The organism is Bacillus coahuilensis m4-4, assembly GCF_000171615.1.
Classification (GTDB): Bacteria; Bacillota; Bacilli; order Bacillales; family Bacillaceae_K; genus Bacillus_T; species Bacillus_T coahuilensis.
Genome location: NZ_ABFU01000023.3, coordinates 1 through 12456, shown reverse-complemented (window position 1 = coordinate 12456; position 12456 = coordinate 1). Strand labels below are relative to the sequence as shown.

The 12456-nt window shown below is 34.1% G+C and carries 11 protein-coding genes and 5 pseudogenes; 13 read left to right on the top strand and 3 right to left on the bottom strand.

Translation table 11 applies throughout. The features are described 5' to 3' along the window. Window positions 1-85: 85 nt before the first annotated feature. Complete coding sequence (locus M44_RS05585) at window positions 86-277, bottom strand: YkvS family protein (protein WP_010171688.1); 192 nt, start codon at window positions 275-277, stop codon at window positions 86-88. Between the two features lie 135 nt (window positions 278-412). Here M44_RS05585 and M44_RS05580 point away from each other — a divergent pair, with 135 nt between their 5' ends. After that, window positions 413-607, top strand: coding sequence for a hypothetical protein (locus tag M44_RS05580; RefSeq protein WP_029326744.1), 195 nt, complete (start codon window positions 413-415; stop codon window positions 605-607). Between the two features lie 51 nt (window positions 608-658). Here the strand turns inward: M44_RS05580 and M44_RS05575 are convergent, their stop codons facing one another. Continuing rightward, a complete protein-coding gene (locus tag M44_RS05575; protein WP_010171684.1) occupies window positions 659-1159 on the bottom strand; it encodes a sigma-70 family RNA polymerase sigma factor in 501 nt (166 codons plus the stop codon). Window positions 1160-1435: 276 nt separating this feature from the next. Between M44_RS05575 and M44_RS05570 the strand changes: the two genes are divergently transcribed. The 10 genes and pseudogenes from M44_RS05570 (at window position 1436) to M44_RS25955 (ending at window position 8459) form a co-directional block, all read left to right on the top strand. Continuing rightward, a complete protein-coding gene (locus M44_RS05570; protein ID WP_010171682.1) occupies window positions 1436-1918 on the top strand; it encodes a competence protein ComK in 483 nt (160 codons plus the stop codon). Window positions 1919-1987: 69 nt separating this feature from the next. Further along, window positions 1988-2188 (top strand): aspartyl-phosphate phosphatase Spo0E family protein, encoded by a 201-nt coding sequence (locus M44_RS05565; RefSeq protein ID WP_010171681.1) that lies wholly within the window; start codon window positions 1988-1990, stop codon window positions 2186-2188. 370 nt (window positions 2189-2558) lie between these two features. Next, a complete protein-coding gene (locus M44_RS05560) occupies window positions 2559-2780 on the top strand; it encodes a hypothetical protein (protein WP_010171679.1) in 222 nt (73 codons plus the stop codon). 62 nt (window positions 2781-2842) lie between these two features. After that, on the top strand, window positions 2843-3073 hold the full coding sequence (locus M44_RS29805) for an ATP-binding cassette domain-containing protein (protein ID WP_420167095.1): 231 nt from the start codon (window positions 2843-2845) through the stop codon (window positions 3071-3073). 31 nt (window positions 3074-3104) lie between these two features. After that, a pseudogene (locus M44_RS24820) lies at window positions 3105-3407 on the top strand (ATP-binding cassette domain-containing protein); the annotation flags it as partial. Between the two features lie 7 nt (window positions 3408-3414). Continuing rightward, window positions 3415-4090: pseudogene (locus M44_RS25960) on the top strand (ABC transporter permease). A gap of 48 nt (window positions 4091-4138) precedes the next feature. After that, window positions 4139-4438 carry a hypothetical protein gene (locus M44_RS05540; protein ID WP_010171673.1) on the top strand — a complete coding sequence of 100 codons (300 nt, stop codon included), beginning with the start codon at window positions 4139-4141 and terminating at the stop codon, window positions 4436-4438. 197 nt (window positions 4439-4635) lie between these two features. Continuing rightward, complete coding sequence (locus M44_RS05535) at window positions 4636-4902, top strand: phosphocarrier protein HPr (protein ID WP_010171671.1); 267 nt, start codon at window positions 4636-4638, stop codon at window positions 4900-4902. Continuing rightward, on the top strand, window positions 4902-6620 hold the full coding sequence (gene ptsP / locus M44_RS05530; protein ID WP_010171668.1) for a phosphoenolpyruvate--protein phosphotransferase: 1719 nt from the start codon (window positions 4902-4904) through the stop codon (window positions 6618-6620). The genes M44_RS05535 and ptsP overlap by 1 nt, the downstream gene beginning before the upstream one ends. A 387-nt stretch (window positions 6621-7007) precedes the next feature. After that, window positions 7008-8459, top strand: a pseudogene (locus tag M44_RS25955) (IS1182 family transposase). Window positions 8460-8594: 135 nt separating this feature from the next. Here M44_RS25955 and M44_RS20650 read toward each other — a convergent pair. After that, a pseudogene (locus tag M44_RS20650) lies at window positions 8595-9757 on the bottom strand (aminotransferase A). A 130-nt stretch (window positions 9758-9887) separates the two neighbouring features. Between M44_RS20650 and corA the strand changes: the two are divergent. After that, window positions 9888-10883, top strand: a complete 996-nt coding sequence (gene corA / locus M44_RS05510; RefSeq protein ID WP_010171663.1) for a magnesium/cobalt transporter CorA — start codon at window positions 9888-9890, stop codon at window positions 10881-10883. 89 nt (window positions 10884-10972) lie between these two features. Continuing rightward, window positions 10973-12290 (top strand): annotated as a pseudogene (locus M44_RS20645) (MFS transporter). The last annotated feature ends 166 nt before the right edge of the window (window positions 12291-12456 follow it).

Here is a 12456-nt window from a genome sequence, read left to right as displayed (position 1 = left end):
CATAAGAAAAAAGACACATGCATCATGTGTCTTTTTTCTTACTACTTTGATAAAAATGTTCGTATTGTTCAGCTTCCATAGCCTATTAATGGGTAACGGCTTCTTTTAATATGGAATAATTTTTGTGGTTGACCACTGTTTTTTCTTCTAGTTCAAGTTCACGATAGTGAGGCATATAGGTTAAATCAACAATCACCGAGTTCTCATTTACCTTTTCAACAATGCCTTGCAACCCATCCTTGAATTCAATAAGATTTCCTACTTCAGCTTTTTTCATACCTGCCACTCTCCTCTACCAATAGATACACTTGATATTATGTTAAGTTTGCCTTATCTTGTTAAAAGAGTAAAGGCTTTTATTTCAATTATTCTAATAATAATGGAAATTATACGGAAAGGAAAGGGAATAGTATTGACTGAACATGAAGTAACTCAATTACTACAGCAATTAAGATTAAAAGAAGTTAACAAGATTAACGTTTCCAAAGAAGATTTCTTAACGTTTCGCTCATTCCTCGTACAACAAGACGATTTCAAACAGTTTAGAGGAATTGCTCAACAGGGCGGGCATGTCCAATATACCTATTTAGATGAGCCGCGTAGTTAATATTCCATTCTTCAAGCTGACTCAAGAAGATCCGTCAGCTTGAAGAGAGTTTTATGAATTACTATGTTGCATCAGTTCTTTTCGGAGCTTTCTAAAAGCTCCTGCCTTCCAGTTCTTTACTGCTGAAAGTGATACTTTGTGTTTCTCTGCTATTGTCTGGTGATCGAGTTGTTCTACATACACATAATGAATGTATAGCTTTTCTTTTGGAGATAGATGGCCACAATATCCTTCTACTATTTCAGTTTCTAAAACGTGCTGGTCATACGATCCTTCTAAAATTTCATCTGGAGAAACTAAATTTTCTACTTCCTTTGCTTTTATGTCTCGTCGTATTTGTGTTTTCATCATTCCCATCATCGTCACATATAAATAGGGAGGAAATTCCCCACGTTCTTGATTATATGTTTCCATCGCTTTCCAAATAGCTGTTAATCCGATTTGGTGATAGTCTTCTCTGTTTTGATAAACATGTAATTTTTTCATCACGTGAAATATCATATTTGAATACTTTTCAATTGCTTCCTCAAATAAAAAATCGTTCTGATTCATGTTCTCTTCCTATCTGAGTACTCTTAAATTGACCGGTCAAACATAGTGTAGTTGGACTAATTTAAGAAAGCGAAGAGGATAAAAGGTGTTTTACTCTTAGTCATTAAAAGGAAAAATGACTTTTCTATTGAAAAAACTAGGGGATCTATAATAGAGAAGTAGAAAACTACCGAAATGTTAGAATTTGTTAAAAATGTCACTATGTTATTGACATTATTTTCAATTTACTAGATAGTAGTATAGGTGAAAGTAATAGTTAGGAGGATCTAATTGAGGATGAAAGTGATGGACGAATTAAATAAGCATACTTATGCTATTGGTCCAGCCTACCATGAAGATTTTACAAGTATGATTTATACCAATGCTGGGTATTATTTCTCAAAACACAAGCCAGTTGAGTTATTAGATCGTTTTTGTCATAAGTTTGGAAATTCTTATCTTGGTAGTATCACTTCAGTTAGAAAGCAGCTAGGGTATAACAAAAAAACACCAATTATCATATCACCTGAAGAACGATTATATTGTTTTCCAACGATTTCTCCTGATAAATATGACTGCCTCTGGCTGTTTCCTAAGTATATTCTACAACAGGAAAGTAACAAGAGTTTGGTCATGTTCAAAAACGGCCACAGCTTGCCTTTAAATTGCTCTTATAAGACATACAAAGATCAAATTCAAAAGTCTTCGCATTGTTTACTTATGTTTACCCAAAGGAAATCCTTTCAAATTACCATTAAAAATGATGAAGAGGAAGAATAATATAGAAAAGATTGATTTATTTTGATAAAATAGTAAAATATTAGTAAAGATAGGAACGAGGTGGACGAATTGCTTAAGCCAACATTATTAAAAATAGATAAATTAATAGAAAATAAACGTAAAGAAATGATCTTAGTTGGTTTAAGGAAAGGGTTAACCCATAAGGATACGTTAAGACTAAGCCGTGAATTAGATGACTTATTAAATATTTATCAAAAAAGATATTCGTTACATAAAGGAAACCAGACAAAGAATATAATCGTAAGCTAAACCCCTGTCTAAGTAGACAGGGGTTTTGTATAGGTTATTTTTGTTCGACACTAGCTTTTCCTTAACAGTCCAATGTTAATAATACCCACTAATTGAATAAATAAAATGCAAATCACAATATCAAACAAAGTTGAATCACTCCGTTTACTTTTCCTTTTACTATATTCGGTCTTCATAAATTCAGTTCGCTCATTTTCTAAATATTATGTTAAAATACAGTGACAAAAGGGGTAACAGATTGGTTGACTTATCATTTTAACATGCATTGGCACCGTTCGGAATGGTTTCATTGTTGCATTTAATGGGCATCATAGAGAATCTATACAGATTGGTTTGGCATTAGCACACTTCAAAAAAGGCGTAAACACCTATGTATGATCTTCCGTTTCTTAAAAATGTGAAAAGAAAAGAAGGGGAAAGCATAAGACAGTGGGCCAAAAGAATAGGTGTGGAACATGATCAATGGTTAGCTCTCTATGAAAAAGGGAGATATGAAGAGAAAGAATTATCTTCAGAAGAAAAGGCTGAGTTAATAGAGTACTCTAAGCTTATAGAAGACCAAATTAAAAAGATACAGAAGGAGAGAAGATAGGTGTTTCATCTAGAGGAAATTAATGTTCAAGATATTCTTTCCATGCAATCCATTCACTCGTTATTAATGAAGGCATTACATTTATTATAGGAGAAAGTGGAGGGGGAAAATCAACCATATTAAAATTAATCAATCGATATGTTGTACCAACGGAAGGAAACATCTATTATCACGAACAGCCTATTACTGCTTTTCCGATAGTATCTTATAGAAGAAAGGTACCACTATTATCACAAACACCTTTTTCTCTGAAGGTAGTATTGAACATAATCTTCAGTACGGCAGAGAGTTGAATAATAACTCCTTAGTAGGAAAAAAGAATTAGAGGATTTACTGACAGCTCTAAGATTATCTAAAGGATTACAAGATGAAAGTACAGAGCTTTCTGGTGGAGAAAAACAAAGAGTCAATCTAGGAAGATTTTTGTCGTTGGATGCAAAGGTATATTTAATGGATGAACCTTGTTCTTCTTTAGATGAGGAGTTAAAACATGATGTGTATTCTTATATGGTAGATAGGATCCGTCAAAAGGGTGCCTCTGCTATTATTGTCACCCATTCTGAAGGTATAGCAAAAAAATTTGCAGATACCATCATTCGTGTTCAAAGGGGTCATTTAAACGTTTAAACAAGAACTGATTAATATTGAATTCTTAAACTTAGTTGGCGCCTATGTATTTATTCTTCTATTGCTTTGGATTGTTGCAAAATGGAAAATTTACCGAAAAAAACAAAATCATACTAGCAACGGTTCGTATGACACTTCAATTAGTTGGAGCTGGATATGTACTCTCATGGGTAATCTTTTCAATGTTTGTCGGTACTGTTGGTGTTTTGGGCTCTTATGTCCTAATTATAATTCAGCCAGACCCGTGGTTTGAGCCTAAGTATATGATACCTCTTTCAGGTATGATTATTGGGAACTAAATGACAGGTATTACGCTCGGAATTAATGAATTGATCGGTACTGTTTATGATCAACGTGAAAGAAAGGAAGTTTCTTTGTTGATGGGTGCGGAGCCAAAACAGGTTATAAAGCCCATTATCAACAAGTCATTTGGTTCTGCCATTCTTCCTACTATTAATAGAATGCTAGGAATGGGCATTATATTCCTGCCAGGAATGATGACAGGTCAATTATTAGCAGGTGCGAGTCCGCTAACAGCTATTGAATACCAAATTGCCATCATGCTTGGTATTGTGGGAAGTGTTACATTAACAACATTTATTTTCCTTGTGACAAGTTCCTATGCATTCTTTACAAATCATAATAGTTTAACCTTTCGTTTTATAAAGAAGAGTTCTAATTAACATTCCTTCTACATAGGCTACTAAATAAAAGAGAGAGGAGTAGACCTTATGAAGAATGAAACAGAATTAGCACTACATGTGAAAGCTATTGCAAGCGATATACTGGAACTCATCCTCAATGAGGAAAAACAATATGATGAATCTCAAATGAGAAATAGTCTTGAATATATGACAAGGTGTGTACGTGATTTAGTTAACGTCTATGTAGATACCATTGAAGACCATGAAGAACACTTAAAACATACCGTATCAAAGGCAAAAGTTAGCTTAAATATACTATCCCTACCGACTCACTCATTTAGTAGAAAAATGGAGTGTAGTTTTTTTGTTATTAATACAAAAAAATAGGGAATAGTACAGAGTAGATTGATAAATCTTGACAAGTTTATGAATTCACAATAAAAATAAGATAATTTCATTGTGAATCTAGTAGTTGCATGATATTCTTTTTAAATGGATAAACTACTTAAACGTATTGACATATTTTATAGTATTACATACATTAAGTAGGAACTATTCTTTTAATTTGAAGGGAGAAAATTAAAATGGCAGAAAAAACATTTACAGTAACAGCAGATACAGGAATTCATGCTCGTCCAGCAACTCTATTAGTTCAAACTGCAAGCAAGTTCGATGCAGAAGTTAACTTAGAGTACAAAGGTAAAACAGTTAACCTAAAATCTATTATGGGTGTTATGTCACTTGGTGTAGGTAAAGGTGGAGAAATCAAAATCGTTACAGAAGGTAGCGACGAGACTGAAGCGTTAGCTGCTTTAGAAGAAACGTTAACAAAAGAGGGTTTAGCTGAATAATGTCTACTCTATTAAATGGGATAGCGGCTTCAAGCGGTATTGCTGTTGCAAAAGCATACCGCTTAGTAGAGCCAGATCTATCATTCAAAGAAACAGTTGTTGATCATGTAGATCAGGAGGTTACACGTTTCCGCGATGCTTTAAGCATTTCTGTTCAAGAGTTAGAAACGATTCGTGACCGTGCTCGTGAAGAATTAGGTGCAGATAAGGCTGCTATCTTTGAAGCACATTTACTAGTTTTAAGCGATCCTGAACTTATTTCGCCAATTGAAGATAGCATTAAAAATGATAAGAAAAACGCAGAAGCAGCTCTTAAAGTAACAGCTGATATGTTTATTAACATGTTTGAAAGCATGGATAATGAATACATGAAGGAACGGGCAGCGGATATTCGTGACGTAACCAAGCGTATATTAGCTCATTTATTAAACGTTCAAATTCCTAACCCAAGTATGATTTCAGAGGAAGTTGTCGTGATTGCAGAAGACTTAACTCCTTCTGATACAGCACAGCTTAACAAGAAATATGTGAAGGGATTCACAACGGATATAGGTGGAAGAACGTCTCACTCTGCTATAATGGCTAGATCCCTGGAGATTCCGGCTGTAGTTGGTACAAAAGAAGTAACTTCTTCTATTCAAAATGGTGACCTTGTTATTGTTGACGGCTTAAATGGTGAAGTACATATTAACCCAACAGACGAGGTTTTAGCTCAATACGAGAAATTATCAGAAGAATATGCTAAACAAAAAGAAGAATGGTCAAAATTAGTGAATGAGAAATCGATTTCATTAGATGGTCATGAAGTAGAGTTAGTTGCCAATATTGGTACTCCAAAGGACTTAAAAGGGGTCGTTGAAAACGGTGGAGAAGGAGTAGGACTATATCGTACAGAGTTTCTATATATGGGAAGAGAAGAGCTTCCAACTGAGGAAGAGCAATTTAATTCTTATAAAGCAGTTTTAGAAGGTCTTGCAGACAAACCCGTAGTTGTCCGTACGTTAGATATCGGTGGAGATAAAGAGCTTCCGTACTTAAATCTTCCACATGAAATGAATCCTTTCTTAGGATATCGTGCTATTCGACTTTGCTTAGATCAACAGGATATTTTCCGTACTCAACTTCGTGCATTGTTACGCGCAAGTATTTTCGGGAATTTAAAAATCATGTTCCCAATGATTTCCAATCTTGATGAATTCCGCCAAGCTAAATCTATTCTTCTTGAAGAAAAAGAGAAGCTTCAAAACGATGGTATTGAAGTAGCAGAAGATATTGAAGTAGGTATCATGGTTGAAATTCCAAGTACTGCTGTAATGGCGGATACGTTCGCTAAAGAAGTTGATTTCTTTAGTATTGGAACAAATGATCTTATTCAATATACAATGGCAGCAGATCGAATGAATGAAAATATCTCTTATTTATACCAACCATATAATCCAGCGATTCTTCGCCTAGTTAAAATGGTTGTAGACGCAGCACACAAAGAAGGTAAATGGGCTGGTATGTGCGGAGAGATGGCTGGTGATGAAATCGCAATCCCGATTCTACTGGGTCTTGGTTTAGACGAATTCTCCATGAGTGCAACCAGCATACTTAAAGCACGTTCACAAATTCGTGGTCTATCAAAATCAGACATGGAACAATTAGCATCTGACGTTTTAGCTATGACGACTAATGATGAAGTACTTGAGGCAGTGAAAACAAAACTTTCACTGTAAACTAAATGTAACAAAATTCATGTTAAAACTATTGTTATAGGGGTATTTATAAAGTGTATGAAAGCTACAAGCTTTTTCATTCACTTCCCCCATGTTGGCCGAACTACCATACGTAGTTCGGCTTTTTTCTTATTTTAAACTACTATTTTTTTGCCTAACTGAGTAGTTGCTAAAAATAAATAAGTTAAATTGGTTTAGCCTTCACAATACATGGGTATAATAGTAAAGCGCACAACTTAATTGGAGATAGAAAAAAAGAACCTAAATCATTGAGGGCACTGAAAAAGTCCCTTAGAAAGTAAAAGGTATCATTCCCTGAAAATTTTCAGAGAATGATACCTTTTTTAGTTGTATAATTATAGTATCAATTTGAAACGGGTGGCTAATATGATTCAAAAACAACAATCAATGACTTTCAGTCCTTATATGGATATATATAACTTAGTTGTTCCGAAAGATAATCTTCTGCGTAAACTGAATGATCTGTTAGATTTTACCTTTGTTTTTGATGAACTTAAGGATAAATATTGTCTTGATAATGGTCGAAATGCTATCGACCCTATTCGCATGTTTAAATATTTATTGTTAAAGACTATCCATGACTTGTCAGATGTTGATATTGTTGACCGTTCAAAATATGATATGTCTTTCAAGTATTTCCTTGACATGGCTCCGGAGGAGCCAGTAATTGATCCAAGTTCATTAACCAAGTTTCGCAAACTTCGTTTGAAAGATGTAAACCTTTTGGACTTGCTTATTAATAAAACTGTCGAAATTGCCCTAGAAAAAGAAATCATTAAAAGTAAATCCATTATAGTAGATGCAACTCATACACGTGCACGATACAATCAAATGTCCCCAAGAAAAATATTGGTCGATCGTTCTAAAAAACTGAGAAAAGCTATTTATCAAATAGATGAATCTATGAAAAGTAAGTTCCCTGACAAAAATACAACTGATGTTTTGGAAAGTGAAATTGAATATTGTCAGATACTCATTGAAGTGATTGAAAAGGAAGAAACTCTTGTCGAGTATCCAAAGGTAAAGGAACAGTTAAATCTTCTTAAAGAAACAGTTACCGACGATATCGAACATTAGCAGAGCACCGAAGATGAGGATGCAAAGGTAGGTCATAAATCTTCGGATTCTTCTTTTTTTGGATATAAAACCCACATTGCAATGAGCGAAGAAAGAATTATTACAGCCGCAACTGTTACTTCTGGAGAAAAAAATGATGGTAAGCAATTAGAAGCTTTAATCGAAAAAAGTATTAAAGCTGGGATTGAAGTCGAAACAGTTATTGGTGATGCAGCCTATTCTGAAAAAAGTAATATAGAATATACAAAAGAGAATGAAATAAAATTAGTATCTAAATTAAATCTAGTCGTTACACAAGGTAATAGAAAAGAAGAAGATGAATTTGAATTTAATAAAGATGCGGGTATGTATGTTTGTAAGGCTGGGCATATGGCTATAAGAAAAGCTCGACAAGGGAAAAAGGATGTAGGAGTAAATCAAGTAGATACATATTACTTTGATATAGAAAAGTGTAAACACTGTCCTTTTAAAAACGGGTGTTATAAAGAAGGCGCTAAAAGCAAAAGTTATTCTGTAAGTATTAAATCAAATGTTCATACAGAGCAGATAAAATTCCAAGAAAGTGACTATTTTAAAGAGAAATCAAAAGAGCGATATAAAATTGAAGCTAAAAATAGTGAATTAAAACACAGACACGGGTATAATGTTGCGAAATCCTCGGGTCTATTAGGCATGGAGTTGCAGGGCGCCATGGCCATATTTACAGTAAATCTTAAGCGAATACTAAAACTAATGAAATAAATAAAGGCGAAAACAGCCCCAAAATCACATGAAAAACGACTCTAAATTCAAACTTTGAATTTTAAGAGTCGTTTTTTTAGTTACCACAGTTTTTTCTTTTCAAAAAACCGAAGGATTTTCAGTGCCCTCAAATCATTAGGTTCTTTTTTTGTCGCTCATATAGCGCTCAAGTCGATTTAATCCCGCTTCTAATTGCTCAAAGGAGCAGGCATAGGAAAGTCTAAAGAATCCTTCTCCCCATGAAGAAAATGCACTCCCTGGAACGAGGGCCACTTTGTAATTTTCAGCTACATCCATACAAAAATCAAATGAAGTAATCCCTTCAAAAGGAATTTTAACAAAAAAGTAAAAATGCTCCATCTGGTTCAACACTATATAAATTCATTTCTTTTAAACGACGTAACACATACTTTCTTCTATGATCGTATTCTTTTTTTCTATTTCAATAGGATCATTCATTCCATTTTTTTATGGCCTCATAGGCAGCCTTTTGACTAATAGAAGAGGCACAAGAAACATTGTACTGATGAACTTTTAATATATGTTTCATAATCTCTTWAGGCCCAAAAATAAATCCAATTCTCCATCCTGTCATACTATGGGATTTACTTAATCCAWTAATCACAATCGTTTGTTCTCGTAGTAATTGACCCATTGATGTATGTTCCCCAGTATAGGTTAATTCACTGTAGATTTCATCCGAAAGTATAAAAATATCTTTTCCTTTAACAAATTCAGCAATCTCCTCTAATTCACACCTTGTTAAAGATACCCCAGTAGGATTTGAAGGATAGGGAAGAATAATACAACGGGTCTTTTCTGTTACATGGCTCTGTAGAAGTTCTACGTTTAGTTTGAAATCCGTTTTTGTCGTATCCACATAAATGGGGACCCCTCCAGCTAACCGGATGATTGGCTCATAACCAGGATATACAGGGCCAGGTAAGATGACTTCACAGCCATTAGAAAGAATAGTTCGAAGCGCAGCATCAATACCTTGTGATGCGCCTGTAGTGACAATAATTTCGGATTCAGCATCATAATGAGAATTGTATTTGCTTTCCATCCATTTTGATAATTCTTCCCTTATCTCGAAAAACCCAGCATTATGAGTATAGTTAGTAAAGTTTTGGTTAATTGACTGTATAGCATAGTCTTTAATATGATCTGGTGTTTTAAAATCAGGTTGTCCAATGGTAAATGATATAACATCTTCTAAATGAGCGACTTTATTAAAAAATTAGTCTGATACCAGATATTTCTATTTGTTTGACCGATTGATTCAGTAAATGCTCCACGTATTGTTCATCCTTTCTATTGGTGTACTTATTTTATCATAGTCATTCTTTTGAATATATGTCGAACATGCAGTACGATAGATTATTCCTATTCGTTTTAGGGAATAGGTGAGACTGGAGGGTACAATGTATGATGACAAATTATATTATTTTAACAAGTGGTGAATGCAAGATCAATGTTCCTGTGAGTGAATGGAAGTCCCTTGATATGAAATGGATGTGGGTTGATTTTTATCAGGCAACCAAAAAAGAAGCGAGAGTGTTAACAAATTACTTTCGTTTTCATCCACTCGCTATTGAAGATTGTATGGAAGAATATAAGCAACGGCCTAAAGTGGATTATTATGAAGACTATATTTTTCTACTATTACATACTTATGAGCAAACGTCTGGAGGGGCTAGAGAATTAAATATGTTCGTAGGAAAGAATTATCTGGTTACGTACAGGACAGAGGGCATAATAGAAATCGATGAAAAGCTAGACTTAATGGGAAGAGAATATACGAATTATCACACTACATTTGAACTAACTCATCGAATCATTGATGATATTATCGATCATTACTTTACACCTGTATACCGAATAGAAGACCAACTCAATAACATTGAAGAAGAGAATAGAAGTAATCGAATAAATGATATCATCGAAGAATTATTTGATATTCGACTTCAAATGTCTCATCTAAGAAGATCACTTGTGCCGATGAGGGACTTAATCTATCGACTAGTTAATAGAGAGCGATTAAAAAATTTCGGTGGGGACTCTTTTTATTTTCAGGATGTGTATGATCATGTTTTAAAGCAAGTCGAAATGTTAGAATCCTACAGAGAATTTTCTTCAGATATTCGAGATAATTACCTTTCCATTAATTCCGACCAAATGAATAAAACGATGATGACATTAACACTCTATTCGATGGTATTTTTACCTTTAACTTTTATTGTGGGCGTATATGGAATGAATTTCACTAATATGCCTGAACTACAGTCGCCATATGGATACCCCGTTGTTTGGGGTGTGATGATTTCAATTGCAATTATAATGGTTGTTATCTTCCATCATATTGGATGGCTTAATTTTACATTTAAAAAGAAGATAAGAAGACGAAAAAAAATTAGATTATAAGTAAAAATATTGTAAATTTACTAAAAAGTATCCCGTTTGTTCCACTTGTCCTCTAAAATATAAGCATGACATACTAGTTGGAGGAAACAATGGAGTCACAAAAAGAGAGTAGGATAAATCATAATCAGAGGAAGCCATCAGGTAACATAGCACTTTTTTTATCTTTACCCGTATTAAGTTGGGCATTTTACGATTTTGCCAACACTATTTTTTCATCAAATATCAATACAATTTTCTTTCCTTTTTATGTAGAAGAATCGGTTGGTACTAATGAACAGATGAAACAAATTGCTTCTACCTTTATTTCTTATGCTAATTCAATCGCGAGTTTCTTTCTTGTCCTTTTTGCCCCTCTATTTGGTGTTTTAATTGACCGTACTGGTCAGAAAAAGAAATATATCATGATGTTTACGCTCATTTCTGTATGTGCGACATTTTTGATGGGGATTTTTGCTCAAACCAATTTAGGAGCAACACTATGGGATTTACCGTTATCTATTATTTTGGTTATTCTCTTTTTTATCATCGCCAAATTCTTTTTTAATTCTAGTTTAGTCTTTTATGATAGTATGATAGGTGATTTGGGGACAAAAGAACAAATTCCTCTTATATCTGGATTTGGAGTTGCGGTAGGATATATCGGAACTTTAGTAGGATTAGCGGTCTATCCTTTTGTGGATGCTGCTTACCAAGCATTTATACCTACAGCTATTTTATATTTATTATTTTCCATCCCATTATTTATCGTAATAAAAGATACTCCTATTGTACAAACGGAAAAGAAATCAATTTTTAGTGGTTATAAGGATATATACAAAACGTTTAAAGATATGAAGAGCTATCGTAATATATTTACTTTTATGCTTGCTTATTTCTTTTATTAATGATGCATTAGCTACGGCTATTGCGTTAATGGCTGTTTATGCCACAGCAATTGTTGGATTTTCTTCCGATGCTTTCGTATTATTGTACTTAGTCTCCACGGTGACAAGCATTATTGGTAGTTTTGTTTTTGGTTATATTACAAAAGCAGTGGGAGCAAAGCGAGCTGTAACGTTTGTTGGAATTCTATTAGTTGTTTCCCTATTAATTGCTGTGTTTGCTGTCTCTACATCCATGTTTTGGATTGCAGGATCCTTGTTTGGTGTATCCCTAGGCTCGATGTGGGTAACATCTAGAACATTGATCGTTGAGCTTACGCCTGATGAAAAGCGAGGAGAATTCTTTGGATTGTTTGCATTCTCTGGTAAGGTATCTGCGATTATTGGTCCGCTAGTTTATGGAACGATTACGTTATTATTAAGTGATTATGGTAACATTGCTAGTAGAATAGCTATGGGATCTATGATTATTCTGGCATTCATTGGGTTAATCATTCATACAAAAGTAAGAACGGAAAAAATTTAAGTTAATCAACAAATGAGGTTTACTCAAAAGGTCGTTAAAAGACGATTTTTTTGAGGCACCTCTTTTTTATAATTATTTTAGAATTTTCACATCTTTTCTTTTGATTAGGTTGATTCTCGCTGCAGGTGCGAGAATCCCAAGGGCATTAGCGGAAAAGGTGAGACCC